14 protein-coding genes and 1 riboswitch are annotated in these 17,916 nt (G+C 66.3%); of the genes, 7 read left to right on the top strand and 7 right to left on the bottom strand.

Going from position 1 to position 17,916, the window contains the following annotated elements:
• Positions 1 to 304: 304 nt before the first annotated feature.
• Positions 305 to 2,197: a patatin-like phospholipase family protein gene (locus ARC23_RS09580; protein ID WP_057497017.1), complete on the bottom strand. Its 1,893-nt coding sequence runs from the start codon at positions 2,195 to 2,197 to the stop codon at positions 305 to 307.
• 193 nt (positions 2,198 to 2,390) lie between these two features.
• Here ARC23_RS09580 and ARC23_RS09575 point away from each other — a divergent pair, with 193 nt between their 5' ends.
• The 4 genes from ARC23_RS09575 to pncA all read left to right on the top strand — a co-directional run bounded on the left by ARC23_RS09575 (position 2,391) and on the right by pncA (position 7,554).
• Positions 2,391 to 3,440 carry a bifunctional nicotinamide-nucleotide adenylyltransferase/Nudix hydroxylase gene (locus ARC23_RS09575; protein WP_057497016.1) on the top strand — a complete coding sequence of 350 codons (1,050 nt, stop codon included), beginning with the start codon at positions 2,391 to 2,393 and terminating at the stop codon, positions 3,438 to 3,440.
• A gap of 64 nt (positions 3,441 to 3,504) precedes the next feature.
• On the top strand, positions 3,505 to 4,914 hold the full coding sequence (locus ARC23_RS09570) for a nicotinate phosphoribosyltransferase (protein WP_057497015.1): 1,410 nt from the start codon (positions 3,505 to 3,507) through the stop codon (positions 4,912 to 4,914).
• Positions 4,915 to 4,992: 78 nt separating this feature from the next.
• Positions 4,993 to 5,223, top strand: a riboswitch (cobalamin riboswitch).
• A gap of 160 nt (positions 5,224 to 5,383) precedes the next feature.
• The gene (locus ARC23_RS09565; RefSeq protein ID WP_080393058.1) at positions 5,384 to 6,070 is read left to right on the top strand and encodes an epoxyqueuosine reductase QueH; all 687 of its coding nucleotides are present in this window, start codon (positions 5,384 to 5,386) and stop codon (positions 6,068 to 6,070) included.
• A gap of 857 nt (positions 6,071 to 6,927) precedes the next feature.
• Entirely contained in the window at positions 6,928 to 7,554 is a 627-nt protein-coding gene (gene pncA / locus ARC23_RS09560) for a bifunctional nicotinamidase/pyrazinamidase (RefSeq protein WP_057497014.1), read from the top strand.
• 133 nt (positions 7,555 to 7,687) lie between these two features.
• On the opposite strand, the gene purU is transcribed toward pncA, so the two are convergent.
• The gene (gene purU, locus ARC23_RS09555; RefSeq protein WP_057497022.1) at positions 7,688 to 8,539 is read right to left on the bottom strand and encodes a formyltetrahydrofolate deformylase; all 852 of its coding nucleotides are present in this window, start codon (positions 8,537 to 8,539) and stop codon (positions 7,688 to 7,690) included.
• Between the two features lie 114 nt (positions 8,540 to 8,653).
• Here purU and ARC23_RS09550 point away from each other — a divergent pair, with 114 nt between their 5' ends.
• The gene (locus ARC23_RS09550; RefSeq protein ID WP_057497021.1) at positions 8,654 to 9,565 is read left to right on the top strand and encodes a LysR family transcriptional regulator; all 912 of its coding nucleotides are present in this window, start codon (positions 8,654 to 8,656) and stop codon (positions 9,563 to 9,565) included.
• A 3-nt stretch (positions 9,566 to 9,568) separates the two neighbouring features.
• Here ARC23_RS09550 and ARC23_RS09545 read toward each other — a convergent pair whose 3' ends face one another.
• The 3 genes from ARC23_RS09545 to ARC23_RS09535 form a co-directional block, all read right to left on the bottom strand.
• Entirely contained in the window at positions 9,569 to 10,669 is a 1,101-nt protein-coding gene (locus ARC23_RS09545; protein ID WP_080393057.1) for an NADH:flavin oxidoreductase/NADH oxidase, read from the bottom strand.
• Positions 10,670 to 10,831: 162 nt separating this feature from the next.
• Complete coding sequence (locus ARC23_RS09540) at positions 10,832 to 11,638, bottom strand: NAD-dependent protein deacetylase (RefSeq protein ID WP_057497013.1); 807 nt, start codon at positions 11,636 to 11,638, stop codon at positions 10,832 to 10,834.
• Positions 11,639 to 11,681: 43 nt separating this feature from the next.
• Entirely contained in the window at positions 11,682 to 12,086 is a 405-nt protein-coding gene (locus ARC23_RS09535) for an acyl-CoA thioesterase (RefSeq protein WP_057497012.1), read from the bottom strand.
• A 91-nt stretch (positions 12,087 to 12,177) separates the two neighbouring features.
• On the opposite strand from ARC23_RS09535, the gene ARC23_RS09530 reads away from it, so the two are divergent.
• Entirely contained in the window at positions 12,178 to 12,813 is a 636-nt protein-coding gene (locus ARC23_RS09530) for a LysE family translocator (protein WP_057497011.1), read from the top strand.
• Positions 12,814 to 12,979: 166 nt separating this feature from the next.
• Here the strand turns inward: ARC23_RS09530 and ARC23_RS09525 are convergent, their stop codons facing one another.
• Both ARC23_RS09525 and ARC23_RS09520 read right to left on the bottom strand, forming a co-directional pair.
• On the bottom strand, positions 12,980 to 13,999 hold the full coding sequence (locus ARC23_RS09525) for a ribonucleotide-diphosphate reductase subunit beta (protein ID WP_005420683.1): 1,020 nt from the start codon (positions 13,997 to 13,999) through the stop codon (positions 12,980 to 12,982).
• A 130-nt stretch (positions 14,000 to 14,129) separates the two neighbouring features.
• Positions 14,130 to 16,532, bottom strand: a complete 2,403-nt coding sequence (locus ARC23_RS09520; RefSeq protein ID WP_057497010.1) for a ribonucleoside-diphosphate reductase subunit alpha — start codon at positions 16,530 to 16,532, stop codon at positions 14,130 to 14,132.
• Between the two features lie 536 nt (positions 16,533 to 17,068).
• Here ARC23_RS09520 and ARC23_RS09515 point away from each other — a divergent pair.
• Positions 17,069 to 17,905: a DUF2884 family protein gene (locus tag ARC23_RS09515; protein WP_057497009.1), complete on the top strand. Its 837-nt coding sequence runs from the start codon at positions 17,069 to 17,071 to the stop codon at positions 17,903 to 17,905.
• Positions 17,906 to 17,916: the final 11 nt, after the last annotated feature.

The following is a 17,916-nucleotide window of genomic DNA, read 5'->3' as shown; positions in this document are numbered from 1 at the left end:
CGCGTCCGCGCAGTTGCCGGGGCGATAGGGTTTTTCGGCAGGGCTGCCCCTGGCACCTGCCGAAGCCGAAGCCGAAGCCGAAGCAACTGCAACAGCAAAAGCTGGCATTCCGTGGGATGGCGGGGTGGGTCCGGTTGCGGGGGACGCTGCAAGTACGTCCATGTAAGCTCGGTCGCCGCATCCATGCGGCTCACGCCCCCGCAACCGGACCCACCCCGCCTTCGACAGTTTTCCGCGATCTGTCGGAACAGCACTACTGCTCTGGTAGGTGTCGACCTTGGTCGACACGCGATCTATTACCGGGTCAGTAGATCGGCGTGACCTTCATCTGCGGAAGCGGACGCGGTGCACCGTCGGTGAGGTCGGGGCCGAGGTCCTCCCAGCTGCGGCCCTGCTCGACCATCAATCCCCAAAGCTGCTGCGAGGCCTGCCGCTTGTCTTCCGAGCCCAGCTTGTACGACGGCGGCGATGGCTGGCCACTGGCGACCATCGAATAGGCCGCGCGGTAGGCCAGCACCTGCTGCGCCGGATCATCGGTCCGCGCCACTTCCAGCGTGTAGCGCTGGTAGGCCGAGGCCAGGTTGCGCCAGCGGATCCAGTAGTGGTTCTCGAACGAGAACGCACAGAAGCGTGCGCCGGCCAGGCTGCCCTTGTCCGCAATGCGGGTCAGCACCTCCTGCGGCATGTCCAGGTTCATCCCACCCTCATCACCCTGCAGGCTGACGTGCACGATGCGGTCGCGGTAGCCCGGCGCCCGTGCCTGCAGCAGGTCGCGCCAGTTCTGCATGGTCGCCACCACCGCGAACAGGAAGCGGCCCAGTTCGGCGGCGGCCAACGGCGTGGCGATCGACTGGTAGGTGCGCTGCCAGCCGTGGCGGTTTTCGGTGGGCAGGAACACCGAGCGTTCCAGCGCCTGGCGCCCGCTACCGCCGTGATCGACGGCCTCGGCGTGCTGCGGATAGACCAGATTGATGGCGAAGGTCGGCCAGCGCGGCAGCGCGGCATCGAACAGATGGATCGGGAAGTTGCTGCTGATGCCGCCGTCGGAGAACCAGCAGATGCGGAACGCGGTGATCACCGGGCCACAGGGCTGCCCTGCACTGGTCAGCCCTTCCATGCTGTCGGCGACGTTGTGCTCCGGGTCGGCTGCCGCGGCCGTCGGCTCGCAGCGTCGCTCGCGGCGCGACGGCTCATGCAACGGCACCGCGCTGATCAACAGCGGGAAGCTCAGGCTCATGCGCGTGGCCACCAGTACCGGCAGCTGCGGGCCCTGCGGCAGGCGGTGATAGTGCCGCCCGTCCACCTCCAGCGGCGGCCCGGCGTGGTCCACCAGCCATTGCACCACGCTGGCAGGGAACAGCTGCGCGAACTCCTCGCGCAGGAACCAGAACTGCGCGCCACCCAGCGGCAGCGTGCGCGGCTCGTTGTGCGAGACACAGGTGGTGATCATCTGCAGGCTGATCGCGTGGGGGCTGTCCGGCTCACCGGCGTAGCGCGGCGCGTCATGCAGGTCGGCGAAGGTCAGCGGCGCGTCCAGCGGCTTGCCCGACAGCTGCTGCAGGCAAGCGTGCAGCCACTCGGTCAATGCCGGCTTGGAGCGGTCACGTCCCAGGCCGCTGCACAGGCCCAGCAGGTTGCGCCGCGCCACCCGCGCCACCCGCAGCGCAGCACCGGCCACACCCGCCCCATACGCACACAGCAGCGACGGCACCAGCGTCGCGGCCATGCCACTCCAGCCACCGCCCCACCACCCCAGGCCGAGCAGCAGCGCCAGCGAGACCAGCACTTCCAGCGGTGCAATGGTGAACACCGCGATGGCCAGGCACAGCAGCTTGCGTGGCAGGCTGGCATTGCCGGTGAGCACTACCAGCAGCCGGTAGGCCGCACGCGCACCACGTGCAGGCTGGAACAGCCGATAGATGAAGCCGCGCTGCGACAGCTGCGCCGACACCGCCGACAATCCGTTGTAGCCGGCGTCATCGGACAGGTGCTGGCCGGCCTGCTGGCGACGATCGCCGCAGGCCGCCGCCGCCGCCACTGCAGCAGCGATGGCGCCGGCCGAGGTGCCACCGATGCTCTTGAAGCGGTATTCGCGCGCCAGCGCCAGTACCGCATTGGGATATACGATGCCGCTGGTGATGCCGCCTTTCATGACCAGATCGCAGTACTTGTCCGCCACTGTCTTGCCCCCGAGCATGCCGTCCGCCGCGTGGGTTGCAGTATGGCGCAGAGGCTTCTCAGGGCCTGAGAACAACGGCGCAGTCCGCGCACGCAATGCGCCGTTCAGCCCAAAGCACGGCTGCAGGCTTGACCGGCCCGTCCATCGGCGTAGCATCTGCAGCAAGCCAAGGGACAGACCCGCGGCTGCCACAACGACATGAGGGATTCTCATGGAATTCGACTATCTCGTCTTCATCGGGCGATTCGAGCCTTTCCACAACGGCCACGCCGCCGTTGCCCGCCTGGCCCTGAGCCGGGCCCGCACGCTGATCTTCCTGGTCGGCTCTGCCGATACCCCCCGCAGCCTCCGCAATCCCTGGACCGTGGCCGAACGCGCCGTGATGATCCAGGCGGCCCTCGATGGCCACACCGACCGCCTGCTGATCCGCCCGCTGCGCGATCACCTGTACAACGAAGCACAGTGGATCGCCAACGTGCAGCGCCAGGTGGCTGACGCCCTGCGCAACGACGGCGCCGCCGCCGATGCCAGGGTGGGGCTGATCGGCATGGACAAGGACGCGTCCAGCTACTACCTGCGGGAATTCCCGCAGTGGCCGCTGGTGGACGTGCAACACACCGCCACCCTGTCGGCCACCGAGCTGCGGCGCTACCTGTTCGAAGCCGGCGACGTCGACTTCCACGGCGCACTGCTGATGCTGCGTGGCAATGTACCGGCGCCGGTGTACGACATGCTCGAAGCGTTCCGCAAGAGCGCGCCTGCGTATGGCCAGCTGGTGGCCGAGTACCGCTTCATCGAACAGTACAAGGCGGCGTGGAAGGATGCGCCGTACGCGCCCACCTTCGTCACCACCGATGCGGTGGTGGTGCATTCGGGCCACGTGCTGCTGGTGCGCCGCCGCTCGGAACCCGGCAAGGGGTTGTGGGCATTGCCCGGCGGTTTCGTCGGCCAGGAACAGAGCCTGCTCGACAGCTGCCTGCGCGAACTGCGCGAGGAAACCCGGCTGAAGATCCCGCTGCCGGTGCTGAAGGGGTCACTGAAGGGCCAGCAGGTCTTCGACCACCCCGACCGCAGCCAGCGCGGCCGCACCATCACCCACGGTTTCCACTTCGAATTCCCCGCCGGTGACCTGCCGCCGGTGCGCGGCGGCGACGACGCCGACAAGGCGCGCTGGATTCCAGTGAGTGAAGCCCTGGACATGGGCCCGCAGCTGTTCGAAGACCACCTGCACATCCTGGAGTATTTCCTCGGCCGCGGCTGACAGGCCCGCCCTCCCCACCGGCGGATAGACCGCGGGTGCCACCCGACGCGAAGGAGCTTCCGTCATGCACTATCTCGATAATCTTCTCCTCAATACCGACAGCTACAAGGCCAGCCATTGGCTGCAGTACCCTCCGGGTACCGATGCCACGTTCTTCTACGTCGAATCGCGTGGCGGCCTGCACGATCGCACGGTGTTCTTCGGCCTGCAGGCGATCCTCAAGGACGCGCTGGCACGGCCGGTCACCCACGCCGACATCGACGACGCTGCGGCGGTGTTCGCCGCACATGGCGAACCGTTCAACGAGACCGGCTGGCGCGATATTGTCGACCGGCTTGGCGGCCACCTGCCGGTACGCATCCGTGCCGTGCCCGAGGGCAGCGTGGTGCCCACCCACCAGGCACTGATGACCATCGAATCGACCGATCCGGCCGCGTTCTGGGTGCCGTCTTACCTGGAAACGCTGCTGCTGCGCGTGTGGTACCCGGTCACCGTGGCCACCATCAGCTGGCACGCACGGCAGACCATTGCCGCGTTCCTGCTGCAGACCAGCGACGATCCGCAGGGGCAGCTGCCGTTCAAGCTGCATGACTTCGGCGCGCGCGGTGTATCGAGCCTGGAATCGGCCGCGCTGGGCGGTGCCGCGCACCTGGTCAACTTCCTCGGCACCGATACCGTATCGGCCCTGTGCCTGGCCCGCGCGCACTATCACGCGCCGATGGCCGGCTATTCGATTCCCGCCGCCGAGCACAGCACCATCACCAGTTGGGGCCGCGAGCGCGAAGTGGACGCCTACCGCAACATGCTGCGCCAGTTCGGCAAACCTGGGGCGATAGTAGCGGTCGTGTCGGACAGCTATGACATCTACCGCGCGATCAGCGAGCACTGGGGTACCACCCTGCGCGATGAAGTGATCGCCTCGGGCGCCACCCTGGTCATCCGCCCGGATTCGGGCGACCCGGTGGAGGTGGTGGCCGAAAGCCTGCGCCGGCTCGATGAAGCGTTCGGCCACGTGATCAACGGCAAGGGCTACCGCGTGCTCAACCATGTGCGGGTGATCCAGGGCGATGGCATCAACCCGGATACGATCCGCGCCATCCTGCAGCGCATCACCGACGACGGCTACGCCGCCGACAACGTGGCCTTCGGCATGGGCGGTGCGCTGCTGCAGCGGCTGGACCGCGATACGCAGAAGTTCGCACTGAAGTGCTCGGCGGCGCGGGTCGAGGGTGAGTGGATCGACGTCTACAAGGATCCGGTCACCGATGCCGGCAAGGCCAGCAAGCGCGGCCGCATGCGCCTGCTGCGCCGCCTGGACGATGGCAGCCTGCATACGGTGCCACTGCCGGCCAACGGCGACGACACCCTGCCGGACGGCTGGGAGGACGCGATGGTGACCGTGTGGGAGAACGGGCGCCTGCTGCACGACCAGCGGCTGGACGACATCCGGGCCCGGGCGGCGGCGGCGCGCTGAAGGCGTTTCCGGGGGTCAGAGCCCGTTGCGTGGCAACGGGATCCGACCCCGGGCCTTGACCCCTGCGGCCAACCGGTCCACTTTGCACACGCCGAAGGTATCTCTCCCATCGCTCCCGGGCGCTGGGACGGATTTAAACGGGAATCCGGTGAAGGCGCCTGGCGCGCCCATTCCGGAGCTGCCCCGCAGCGGTGGATGGAAACGAATCCTGCCAACAGCACTGGGCTCGCGCCTGGGAAGCGGCAGGGAGTAGGTGGGCTGCGGCCCGAGTCCATCAGCCCGAAGACCGGCCCCGGCCGGGGGACACGACCGTCCCCTGATTCGACCTGGACTCTCCGCGGGGAGGGTGCCGGGGCCGTCGTCGTCCTGCACGTGCAGGCGGCGCGGCCGCGCGCGTCCTTTCCGCGGAATCTGCCCGGATCTGCTTCCCACGCGCTGATGCATGGGCCCCCGCCGTTGCCGGCGGTCCATGCGGTACCTGACGATGACCGAGCTCCAACGCCCCACCCTGACCCTGCCGGCCGACGGCAAGCGCCTGCTGCTGCATTCGTGCTGCGCGCCCTGCTCCGGCGAAGTGATGGAGGCGATCACCGCCTCCGGGATCGACTACGCGATCTTCTTCTACAACCCCAACATCCATCCGGTGAAGGAGTACGAGCTGCGCAAGCAGGAGAACATCCGCTTCGCCGAGCAGCACGGCATTCCTTTCATCGACTGCGACTACGACACCGACAACTGGTTCAGCCGTGCACGCGGCATGGAAAACGAACCCGAACGCGGCATCCGCTGCACGATGTGCTTCGACATGCGCTTCGAGCGCACTGCGCTGTACGCGCACGAGCACGGCTACGACACCATCAGTTCTTCGCTGGGCATCTCGCGCTGGAAGAACATGGCGCAGATCAACGACTGCGGCATCCGCGCCGCCTCGCGCTATGAAGGCCTGCAGTACTGGGACTACAACTGGCGCAAGGGCGGCGGTGCCAGCCGCATGATCGAGATCAGCAAGCGCGAGCAGTTCTACCAGCAGGAATACTGCGGCTGCGTGTACTCGCTGCGCGATGCCAACCGCCATCGCCGCGAGAATGGCCGCGAGCGGATCAGGATCGGCCTGCTTTACTACGGGCAGGACGAACCGAAAATCCCCAAGGATTAGTCATTTCCTTCCTTGAGACGGACCAGAACACAAAGAGCCCGCGATCAAAGATCGCGGGCTCTTTCTTCAATTACTTTTTGGGAGACGGCTTCGGATTTCTTTCGCGCTGAGTGGTGCTTGGATGCTTCAACGCGTAGCTCTGCGAGATAAAGCGGCCAGATACCGAGCTTCTATGTGCCGTAGTCTTTGATGAAGATTTACTGGTCATGATCATTCCTTTTTTGGATGGACGGAAGGAGCTCTGCCGTTACTGTCTCGAAGTTCCTCACGAGGGGGCGAAGCCCCCTCGTGAGGTGTGACGCTTAGGCCCCAGGGGCCGAGCGCCAGTGATTGCATACGCTCTCCCACTTCCCGAATCGGAAGCGAGAGTAGTTGCGCACGAACACCGTCTTCGGACGAGAATTCGACATGGCTACCTCCATTGAGTTGGAGGGTGCCCACTGGTACCGATCCGTCCATCCAATCCACCTAGATAGCAAGGCTGTCCAAATCAATTGACAAGCTGCTATAATTGGCGGATTGTTCCAATCAAACCCGCCCTTCAAGCGAAAGTCTGAATGAAGACTGAACGAGTGACGCAGAGAGTGAAGCACCCTCAACTCCCTACGCCTCGGACCTAATTTAGGTTCTGAGGACGTTGGCGCGTCCAAGAGCCTAAATTCTTATACATCAATGTTTTAAAGAGCCCCTCGGGACCTTCATTGGCTCCGGGGTGGATTTTTTTATCCAGATCTCAGACTACCTGAACCACCTCCAGATGTAAAGAGCGAATGCACCTTTTGTGACGAAATCATCTAGTGAACGTCCATACAATGGTGTAGGTTCAAAGAGATACGTTGCAGCCCGACCTCTTTGCCATGACTGCCCTGCCTGCCGATGTCGCCCTGCTGGTGATCGACCTGCAGCCGGACTTCATGCCCGGCGGCACCCTGGCCTGCGATCAGGGTGATGCGCTGGTGGTACCGATTGCCGATCTGCTGGCACAGCGCCGCTACCGCACCGTGGTGGCGACACAGGACTGGCACCCGGCCGACCACGCCTCGTTTGCCAGCCAGCACCCCGGCCAGCGCCCGTTCGAGACCATCCTGCTGCACGCGCAGCCGCAGACCCTGTGGCCCGACCACTGCGTCCAGGGCAGCGCAGGCGCCGTGCTGCACCCAGGCGTGGACTGGACCTCGGCCGACCTGATCCTGCGCAAGGGCACGCGCCCGCAGGTGGATTCGTACAGCGCCTTCCGCGAGAACCACGGCCCCGACGGTGAGCGCCCGCCGACCGGCCTGGCCGGCTGGCTGCACGAGCGCCGCATCCGCGAAGTGCACGTGTGCGGGCTGGCCCGCGACTACTGCGTGCTGTGGAGCGCGCAGGACGCGGTGAAATCCGGCTTCCGGGTGAAGTTCCTGTGGGACCTGACCCGGCCGGTGACCGAAGCCAACGACGCGATGGTGCGCGAGGCGCTTGGCAAGGCGGGAATCGCGACCGCCTGACCCACAACGGTAGTGCCGGCCGCTGGCCGGCAACGCCTGGATCCCTGCAGTTGCCGGCCAGCGGCCGGCACTACCGGATCACACCCGTGGGTAGCGCCGGGCCATGCCCGGCGGACGCGGAAGGGGCAGCGCGTTACCGGAACACCACCGTGCGGTGGCCGTTGAGCAGGATGCGGTGCTCCACATGGCGGCGCACGGCGCGCGCCAGCACCAGCGATTCGGTATCGCTGCCCAGCCGCACCAGCTCGCGCGGCGCCATCGCATGGTCGACGCGGGCCACGTCCTGTTCGATGATCGGGCCTTCGTCCAGGTCTTCGGTCACGTAGTGCGCGGTGGCGCCGATGATCTTGACCCCGCGCGCGTGGGCCTGGTGGTACGGCTGCGCGCCCTTGAAGCTGGGCAGGAAGCTGTGGTGGATGTTGATCGCGCGGCCCGCCAATGCGCGGCACAGCGTGGGTGACAGGATCTGCATGTAGCGCGCCAGCACCACCAGGTCGATACGTTCGCGCTCGACCAGATCGATGATCTGCTGCTCCTGCACCGTGCGCGTTTCCGCGTTCACCGGCAGATGATGGAACGGCACCTGGTAGGACGCAGCCAGCGGCGCGAAGTCGGCGTGGTTGGACGCCACTGCGGCGATGTCCACCTTCAGCTGGCCACTGTGGGCGCGGAACAGCAGATCGTTGAGGCAGTGCCCCTGCTTGCTGACCAGCACCAGCAGGCGCGCACGGCGACGACCATCGTGCAGCTGCCAGTCCATGCCGAAGTCGGCCGCCAGGGTGGCCATCGCCGCATGCACCGTGTCCAGCGGCAGGCCGGCGTCGCGGTCGAAATGCACGCGCAGGAAGAAGCGGCCGCTCTCCTCGTCACCGAACTGCTGGGCGTCGAGGATGTTGCAGCCGTGGTCGAACAACAGGCCGGACACACGGTAGACGATGCCGGTACGGTCGGGGCAGGACAGGGTGAGGATGGAGTCGGGGCGCATCATCATAGTGTAGGCCAGCAGGGTGTCGATCGGAGCGGTGGTCACCGATGCAAGCGAAGGGCTTGGTTCTGTCCCAAGCGATACTTGGACGATCCCGTGGCAAGCTGGCCGGTCATGAACCTGTTGCAATTGATCCGCAGCTTCACCCGCACCGCAGAGACGGGCAGCATCGCCGCTGCGGCCCGTACCCTTGGCATCAGCGCCACCGCTGTCGGCCAGAACATCAACCGGCTCGAGGCCCATCTGGGCGTGCGGCTGCTGAACCGCAGCACGCGCCAGCTGGCACTCAGCGAGGCCGGTGCGCTGTACCTGGCGCAGGTGCGTCACATCGAAGCCGACCTGGCACGCGCGCAGGCGATGGTCACCTCCGGCGACATCGAGCCGGCCGGGCCGCTGCGCATCGCCAGCAGCAGCGCCTTCGGTCGCCACGTGCTTGCCCCCTTGTTGCCTTCACTGCAGCAGCGCCACCCACAACTGCAGCTGGAGCTGCGCCTGACCGACCGCGCCGTGCAGCATGGGCCGGAAGCGGTGGATGCCAGCATCCGCATCGGGGCGCAGCTGGAGGACGGCGTGGTCGCGCGGCAGCTGGCGCGTGTTCCGTTCGTGTTCTGTGCCTCGCCGGCCTACCTGAAGGCGCACGGCACCCCGCAACAGCCTTCCGATCTGGGCGGTCATCGCGGGTTGCTGCACCGCTTCCCAACCGATGGCCGGCCATTGCGCTGGGGCCTGCTGAAGGACGGCCAGCGCGTGGACGCCGCGCTGCCACCGAGCATGGTCTGCGATGACATCGATGCGCTGGCGACGCTGGCGGCGGCCGGTGCCGGCATCACCCGGCTGGCCGCATTCGTGGCCGAGCCGTACCTGCGCGATGGCCGCCTGCAGGCGGTGTTCGGCGCCGACACCGCGTGGCGCCCGGAACCGATGGAGGTCTACTTCTGCGTCAGCGACCGCCGCGATTTCACCGCCAAGATCCGCGCGCTGTTCGAACACCTTCAGGCCGGCATCGCGCCGGCCTGGCGGGTGTGAGCCTCAGCGCGTCTTGAACACGCCGCGCGCATCGCGCGGCTCGCAGCGCAGGTATTGTGGCGCCGGTTCCACGCTCTCGCGCAGTGCGGCAGCGGCATGCCACGGCCAGCGCGGGTCGTAGAGGATGCCGCGCGCCAGGGCCACGGCATCGGCGTGGCGATGGCGCAGGATCGATTCGGCCTGCTCGGGCTCGGTGATCATGCCCACGGCGATGACGGGCATGCGCACCTTGGCCTTGATCGCCGCCGCGAACGGCACCTGGTAACCCGGGCCGACGGCGATCTTCTGCCGTTCATCCAGCCCACCGCTGGAAACGTGCAGGAAGTTGCAGCCGCGTGCGTCCAGCACCTGCGCCAGCGCTTCGCTCTGCACCAGATCCCAACCGCCATCGACCCAGTCGCTGGCGGAAATACGCACGCCCACCGCGACCTTGTCCGACACCGCCGCGCGCACCGCATCGAACACTTCCACCAGCATGCGCAGGCGGTTCGGCAGCGAGCCACCGTAGCCATCGGTGCGGTGGTTGCTCAGCGGCGACAGGAACTGGTGCAGCAGATAACCGTGCGCGGCATGCAGCTCGATCAGCTCGAAGCCCAAGCGCTCGGCGCGCACCGCACTGGCGGCGAAGGCGGCGATGACCTCGGCGATGCCGGCCTCATCCAGTTCCTGCGGTGCCGGATCGCCGGCATGGAACGGCAGCGGCGACGGCGCCACGGTGGGCCAGCCACGCGCATCATCGGCTGGCAACTGGCCGCCGCCGTCCCAAGGACGCTTCACGGACGCCTTGCGACCGGCGTGGCCGAGCTGGATGCCCAGCGGCATCGGCGACCAGCGGCGGACGCTGGCCAGCACCTGTGCCAGTGCCGCTTCGGTACCGTCGTCCCACAGGCCCAGGTCGGCCCAGCTGATGCGGCCGCGCGGTTCCACCGCCGTGGCTTCGAGGATCAGCAGGCCGGCGCCGGACTGCGCCAGGTTGCCCAGGTGCATGGCGTGCCAGTCGCTGGCGCGGCCGTCTTCGGCGGAGTACTGGCACATCGGTGCGATGACGATGCGGTTGGACAGGGTGAGGGGGCCGAGCGAGATCGGCGAAAACAGCTGGGTCACGGCAATGCGGGGGACAGGCGGATGGGGGAGCGTATTGCACCGCCGCACGGGCTGCGAATCAACCGTGTGGATGGATCGCTGTTTCGTGGGGCCTGCTGCAGCCCAGCGTGGGCTCGGCCCTACAGAAGCCTCGCCCCTTGTAGCGCCGAGCCCATGCTCGGCTCAGCGCGAAGCCCACGTGGCCAGGGCCTCGCCGCAGTCGCGTTCATCCTTGAACTGCAGCAGGTCGTCGGCACGGGTGCGCCCGCGGTTCAGCGCCGCTACCGGCAACCCTGCCCTGGCGGCGGCCTGCACGAAGCGGAAGCCCGAATAGACCATCAGCGAGGAACCCACCACCAGCACGGCGTCGGCCTGCTGCAGGTGCGCGTGCACGGCCGCGACGCGCTCACGCGGCACGTTTTCGCCGAAGAACACCACGTCCGGCTTCAACACCCCGCCGCAGTGCGGGCACTCGGGCACCCTGAAGCGGGAGAAATCGGTCTCCAGATCGGCGTCGCCATCGGGGGCGATGCCGGCCTCCAGGGCATCCCAGCCGGGGTTGGCATCGAGCAGCCGCTGCTGGAATTCCTCGCGGCCACTGCGGCGCTCGCAGCCCATGCAGCGCAGCAGATCCAGGCGGCCATGCAGGTCGATCACGTTGTGGCTGCCGGCGCGCTGGTGCAGGCCGTCCACGTTCTGGGTCAGCAGCACCTGCAGCTTGCCCCGGGCCTCCAGCGCGGCCAGCGCCTGGTGGGAGCCGTTGGGCTGGGCCAGGCCGAAGCGCGGCCAGCCCAGCAGGCTGCGCGCCCAGTAACGCTGGCGGGTGGCCGCCTCGCCCATGAAGGCCTGGTAGGTCACCGGCGGCGTGCGCTTCCACTGGCCGTCGGTGTCGCGGTAATCGGGAATGCCCGAAGCGGTGCTGCAGCCGGCGCCGGTCAGCACGAACAGGCGCTGGGCGCGGTCGATGAAGTCGGTCAGCGGCGGGGTCATGGTCTTCAGATGGGGGCGTCGGGACGCCCCCGCAAGCATCGGCTCAGGGCGCAGCAGGCAGCGGCGGCACGGCGGTGGGGTGGCCGTCTTCACCCAGCGCGATCATCACGAAGTGGCCGCGGGTACACAGCTTGCGCTCGCCGCTGTGCAGGTCTTCGGCAATCAGCTCCACTTCGACCTTCATCGAGCTGCGGCCGACCTCGACGATGCGGCCGATGGTTTCCACCATCTGCCCGATGCGGATCGGCAGCTTGAAGTCGACCTGGTCGCTACGTGCGGTCACCACCGTGCGGCGCGAATAGCGGGCGGCGGCCAGGAACGCGGCCTTGTCCATCCACGCCAGCGCCTGGCCACCGAACAGGGTGCCCATGTGGTTGGTGTGGTTGGGGAAGACGATTTCGGCCATGCGCACTTCGATGGGCGGCACAGTCTCGGGGATCGGGGTCATGGCGGGAATATCGGTGTGGGGTGTGGCAATTTTAGGCCAGGTCCCGTGCAGGCGGCGCTACACTGCGCCACGCCCACTGCCAGGACTGACCATGCCCGCCACTTCCGACCTGTTGGCCTTTGCGCTGGTTTCGCTGGCCATGGTGCTCACCCCTGGGCCGAACATGATCTACGTCATCTCCCGCTCGATCTGCCAGGGACCGATGGCGGGCCTGATCTCGCTGGGTGGCGTCGCGCTGGGCTTCGTGTTCTACATGCTGTGCGCGGCGCTGGGCATCACCGCCCTGCTGATGACCGTACCGTTCGCCTACGACGCATTGCGCATCGGCGGCGCACTGTACCTGCTGTACCTGGCCTGGCAGGCGCTCAAGCCCGGCGGCCGCTCACCGTTTGCAGTGCGCGACCTGCCGCAGGACAGCCCGCGCAAGCTGTTCACGATGGGCTTCCTGACCAATCTGCTGAACCCGAAAGTGGCGGTGATGTACCTGTCGCTGCTGCCGCAGTTCCTGCATCCGGACAGCGAAGGCAGCGTACTGATGCAGTCGATCGTGCTGGGCTCCACCCAGATCCTGGTCAGCGTCAGCGTGAACGGCATGATCGCGCTGACCGCCGGCAGCATCGCCGGCTTCCTGGCCGCACGCCCCACCTGGCAGATGGTGCAGCGCTGGTTGATGGGCACGGTGCTGGCCGGGCTGGCGGTACGCATGGCGGTGGAAGGGCGGCGGTAGCCGCTCCTTGTAGAGTCGAGCCGTGCTCGACTGCTGTTTGCGAAGATCAGTCGAGCATGGCTCGACTCTACAAAAGCACCGCAGTCGAGTATGGCTCGACTCTACAGAAACGAAAAACCCCGGCGCTGGCCGGGGTTTCTCGTTGCGACAGGCCTGACCGCTTCGATCAGAAGTTCATGTCGAAGGCGACTTCGCCCTGCACGCCGACCTGGTAGGCCGAGACGCGGCGTTCGAAGAAGTTGGTCAGTTCCTGCACGTCCTGCAGTTCCATGAACGGCAGCGGGTTGCGCACGTTGTACTTCTTTTCCATGCCCAGCTTGGCGAAGTGCTGGTCGGCACAGTGCTGCAGGTACTGGCGCATGTCGCGGGTGGAGATACCAGCCACGCCGCCGGACAGCACGTCCTCGGCGAACTGCACTTCGCACTCGATGGCTTCGGCCAGCATGTCGTAGACCTGCTGCTTCATCTCGTCGTCGAACAGGTCCGGCTCTTCCTCACGCACCACGCGCACCGACTCGAACGCGAACTCCATGTGCGCGCTCTCGTCGCGGAACACCCAGTTGGTGCCCGAGGCCAGGCCCGGCAGCAGGCCACGCGAACGGAAGTAGTACACGTAGGCGAACGCAGCGAAGAAGAACAGGCCTTCGATGCAGGCAGCGAAGCAGATCTGGTTGAGCAGGAACTGGCGGCGCTGTTCGCGGGTCTCGATGCGGGTCAGGTCCTGGATCGAGTCGATCCACTTGAAGCAGAAATCGGCCTTTTTCTTGATCGAGTCGATGTTCTCCACCGCCGAGAACGCCTTGGCGCGCTCTTCCGGGTCCGGCAGGTAGTTGTCGAGCAGGGTCAGGTAGAACTGCACGTGCAGTGCTTCTTCATACAGCTGGCGCGACAGGTACATGCGCGCTTCCGGCGCATTGAGATGCTGGTACAGGTTCAGCACCAGGTTGTTGGACACGATCGAATCGCCGGTGGCGAAGAACGCGACCAGGCGGTGGATCAGGTGGCGCTCACCCGGCGACATCTTGCTGTGCAGGTCGGTGATGTCGATCTGGAAGTTGATCTCTTCCACCGTCCAGGTGTTCTTGATCGCATTCCGGTACATGTCATAGAACTGCGGGTAGCGCATCGGGCGCAGGGTCAGTTCAAAACCGGGATCGAGCAGCATCTGCTTGGGCTTGTCGGCCATGGGTGTTTCCTTGAATTCTCGGGTCAAAACGCCGGGCATGGCCCGGCGCTACCTTGGTGTTTCCGTGCTGCAGCCGAGCATGGCTCGGCTCTACAGGTGCGAGGTGCCGGCGGGGCCGGCACGGCGCGTCTTACTGGCACGCCTCGCAGGCTTCCGGGTTTTCCAGCGAGCAGGCGATGGCTTCGTCCGGGCTGAACACCTTGGCCGGGGCCGCGCTGCTCACCGTGGTCTTGGCGATCTTGGTGGCCGGACGCGAACGCAGGTAGTAGGTGGTCTTGATGCCCTGCTTCCAGGCGTACATGTACATGGACGACATCGCGCCGATGTTCGGGCTTTCCATGAACAGGTTGAGCGAGGCCGACTGGTCGATGAATGCACCACGCTCGGCGGCCATGTCGATCAGCGAACGCATCGGCAGTTCCCACGCGGTGCGGTAGACCTCGCGCAGGGTTTCCGGAATCTGCGCAACGCCAGCGATGGAACCTTCGGCCAGCTTGATGGCATCGCGCATGTCGGCGGTCCACAGGCCCAGCTTCTTCAGCTCGTTGACCAGGTAGCGGTTGACCTGCAGGAAGTCGCCGGACAGGGTCTCGCGCTTGAACAGGTTGGACACCTGCGGCTCGACGCACTCGTAGCAGCCAGCGATCGAGGCGATGGTCGCGGTCGGCGCGATCGCGATCATCAGCGAGTTGCGCAGGCCATGTTCCTTGATGCGCGCACGCAGGGCATCCCAGCGCGCGGTATCTTCCGGCACCACGTTCCAGGCATCGAACTGCAGTTCGCCACCGGCGGCACGGGTGTCATTGAACGACGGGTGCTTGCCACGTTCCTGGGCCAGCTCGCAGGACGTTTCCAGCGCGTGGAAGTAGATCGCTTCGGCAATCTTCTTCGACAACGCGCGGGCTTCGGCGCTGTCGAACGGCAGGCGCTTGCGGAAGAACACGTCCTGCAGGCCCATGCAGCCCAGGCCGACCGGCCGCCAGCGCAGGTTGGCGCGACGGGCGGTTTCGATCGGGTAGAAGTTCAGGTCGATGACGCGGTCGAGCTGGCGCACGGCCAGGCGCACGGTCTCGGCCAGCTTCTCGAAATCGAAGTCGTTGTGCTCGTCGAAGTGGTTGCCCAGGTTGATCGAACCCAGGTTGCACACCGCGGTTTCATCGTTGGAGGTGACTTCCAGGATTTCCGTGCACAGGTTGGACAGGTGGATCACGTTGCCGGCGCGCAGGGTCTGGTTGCTGGCGCGGTTGCACTTGTCCTTGAAGGTCATCCAGCCGTTGCCGGTCTCGGCCAGCGTACGCATCATGCGGGCATACAGCTTGCGCGCGGAGATGGTGCGGCTGGCCTTGCCCTGCGCTTCGGCCTGCACATAGGCCGCTTCGAAGGCTTCGCCGAACAGGTCGGTGAATTCGGGCACCACGCGCGGATCGAACAGCGACCATTCCTGGTCGGCTTCGACGCGCTTCATGAACAGGTCCGGCACCCAGTTGGCCAGGTTCAGGTTGTGGGTACGGCGGGCTTCGTCACCGGTGTTGTCACGCAGCTCCAGGAAGTCCTCGATGTCGGCGTGCCAGGTTTCCAGGTACACGCAGGCCGCGCCCTTGCGCTTGCCGCCCTGGTTCACTGCGGCCACGGACGAATCCATGGTCTTCAGCCACGGCACGATGCCGTTGGAATGGCCGTTGGTGGACTTGATGAGCGAACCACGCGAACGCACGCGGGTGTAGCTGACGCCGATGCCGCCGGAGAACTTGGACAGCTGGGCGATATCGCCGTACTTGGCGTAGATCGACTCCAGCGAATCCTGCGGCGAATCCAGCAGGAAGCACGAGGACAGCTGTTCGTGGGTGGTGCCGGAGTTGAACAGGGTCGGGCTGGACGGCAGGTAGTCCAGGTTGCCCATGCGCTTGTACAGCGCCAGGGTTTCGGACACGTCCTCGCTCAGCGCACTGGCGATGCGCAGGAAGAACTGCTGCGGGGTCTCGATCACCTTGCGGGTGTGCGGGTGGCGCAGCAGGTAGCGGTCGTACAGGGTACGCAGGCCGAAGTAATCGAAGTTCAGGTCCAGCGAGATGTCGATGGCATCGTTGAGCTTGCGTGCGTTGGTCTGCACGAAGTTCAGCAGGCGGTCGTTGATCAGGCCCACTTCGTGGCCACGGCTGACCGACTGCGAGAAGGCGTAGATTTCCTGGCCCGAGACTTCCTTGGCGATGTAGTTGGCCAGCAGGCGCGCGGCAAGGCGGCCGTACTCGGGCTCTTCACCGATCAGCAGCGCGGCGGTACGGATGGACAGTTCGTCCAGCTCGCGGGTGGTGGCGCCGTTGTACAGCCCGGAAATGGTGCGGGTGGCCACGCGCATCGGATCGACGGCGTGCAGGCCTTCAGAGGAACGCTGCACCGCGCGCACGATCTTGTTCAGGTCCACCAGTTCGGTGGTCCCGTTGCGCTTGGTCACACTCATCGCGTTGGCCGTCGGCGGCGACGTCAACAGGAACTCGCTTTCCTTCTCGATGGTGGCGCTGGATTCGGTGCTCACGGCGTGTGTCCTCTTGGCGTGATTGGGGGTGCTCGATGCATCGGGTGACGCGGCCCGGGACATGACAGCCCAGGATGGCAGCACGGCGTCGCAGGGGATGAGACCCTGCGCCTGCCACTGCCGTTGACGGTTGCGTGCGGGTATCCGACAGACCCCGCGGCGGACCCCCATACCTGGGGTTGTTGCGACCGACAGCCACAAGATAGTGGGGGTGATGGGGGCCGTCAACGCCAAATGTAGTGAAATTCGGCAATCCCTTGCGCCGCAAGGATCGTGCCATCGGCGCCCGGATCAGACGCTTCAGACCTGCCGGAACGGGCTGCGCAGTCAAGCCCGGAGGGCGCCATTGCGGTGGTACAACGCACCGCGAAAACGGAACAATGACAGCTTCACATGACAGTGATGAAACTGGCCAGGGACAACCCTGTGGATAGATGGTGGGCAGCCGGTGGGAATCCGGTGGACGGGTGACTTCCGGCCGATGCCGGCGCGGCCCGGCAGGCAGATGCTGCAGGCTCGCCACACGGACCGTCGCCATGGACCTGCGCCTGCCCACCCTCGCTCTGCTGTCGGCCTTGCTGCTGGCCCCGGCGCAGGCTGCCGACGCGCCGAAGCTGCGCGCGGACCAGTGCGGCATCCGCACCGATTACGACGTGCTGGTGGACAGCGGTGGCATCTGGCTGAGGCACGGACCGCAGGCACCGCACGAGGTGGTGTTCCACGATGGAGTGCTGAGCCTGGACGATACGATCGTGCCGGTCAGCGCCGCCGACGCGGCGCGCCTGCGGCAGCTGGAGGCCGGTGCCCGCCAGTTGATGCCGGCGGCCACGGCGCTGGCCCACGAAGTGAGCGGGCTGAGTTTCGACGTGCTTGACGGGGTCTATGAAAGCCTGACCGGTACCGCCAACAGCCGCAAGGTGCGGCGCCTGCGCCGGCAGGCCGACGACTGGATCGGTGGCACGCTGGGCAAGGGCTACTGGGAACAGGCGGTGTTCGGGCCGGGCTTCGAGGCCAAGGTGCAGGACATGGCCGAATCACTGTCCGCTTCCATCGCCCGCAGCATGCTCTGGCAGATCTTCACCGGCCGCAGCGACGCCATGGAAGCGCGCGCCGACCGCCTGGACGCACAGATGGAGCAGCAGCTGGAAGGCCGCGCCGAGCGCATCGAAGCCCGCGCGCAGGCGTTGTGCCCGTTGGTGCAGTCGCTGGCTGACACCCACGACGCGCTGGAGGTGCGCTACCAGGGCCAACCGCTGCGGCTGCTGGAGCGCAGCGACGGGATCCAGGTCGAACACGCCACCGACACCCGCCTGCAGGTGTCGGCCGGGCCGGATGAGCAACCGCGCGGGAATGCCGTGGCGCCGACCCGATAACTGCGCCGTGC

The organism is Stenotrophomonas beteli, assembly GCF_001431665.1.
Classification (GTDB): domain Bacteria; phylum Pseudomonadota; class Gammaproteobacteria; order Xanthomonadales; family Xanthomonadaceae; genus Stenotrophomonas; species Stenotrophomonas beteli.
Note: the sequence above shows the minus strand (reverse complement) of the source record. Positions and strands in the feature narration are given on the sequence as shown.

Excerpts from the sequence above, each read along its gene's own strand:
- ARC23_RS09580 (WP_057497017.1), bottom strand. The coding sequence starts at position 2,197 with ATGCTCGGGGGCAAGACAGTGGCGGACAAGTACTGCGATCTGGTCATG.
- ARC23_RS09575 (WP_057497016.1), top strand. The coding sequence starts at position 2,391 with ATGGAATTCGACTATCTCGTCTTCATCGGGCGATTCGAGCCTTTCCAC.
- ARC23_RS09570 (WP_057497015.1), top strand. The coding sequence starts at position 3,505 with ATGCACTATCTCGATAATCTTCTCCTCAATACCGACAGCTACAAGGCC.
- ARC23_RS09565 (WP_080393058.1), top strand. The coding sequence starts at position 5,384 with ATGCGGTACCTGACGATGACCGAGCTCCAACGCCCCACCCTGACCCTG.
- pncA (WP_057497014.1), top strand. The coding sequence starts at position 6,928 with ATGACTGCCCTGCCTGCCGATGTCGCCCTGCTGGTGATCGACCTGCAG.
- purU (WP_057497022.1), bottom strand. The coding sequence starts at position 8,539 with ATGCGCCCCGACTCCATCCTCACCCTGTCCTGCCCCGACCGTACCGGC.
- ARC23_RS09550 (WP_057497021.1), top strand. The coding sequence starts at position 8,654 with ATGAACCTGTTGCAATTGATCCGCAGCTTCACCCGCACCGCAGAGACG.
- ARC23_RS09540 (WP_057497013.1), bottom strand. The coding sequence starts at position 11,638 with ATGACCCCGCCGCTGACCGACTTCATCGACCGCGCCCAGCGCCTGTTC.
- ARC23_RS09535 (WP_057497012.1), bottom strand. The coding sequence starts at position 12,086 with ATGACCCCGATCCCCGAGACTGTGCCGCCCATCGAAGTGCGCATGGCC.
- ARC23_RS09530 (WP_057497011.1), top strand. The coding sequence starts at position 12,178 with ATGCCCGCCACTTCCGACCTGTTGGCCTTTGCGCTGGTTTCGCTGGCC.
- ARC23_RS09525 (WP_005420683.1), bottom strand. The coding sequence starts at position 13,999 with ATGGCCGACAAGCCCAAGCAGATGCTGCTCGATCCCGGTTTTGAACTG.
- ARC23_RS09515 (WP_057497009.1), top strand. The coding sequence starts at position 17,069 with ATGGACCTGCGCCTGCCCACCCTCGCTCTGCTGTCGGCCTTGCTGCTG.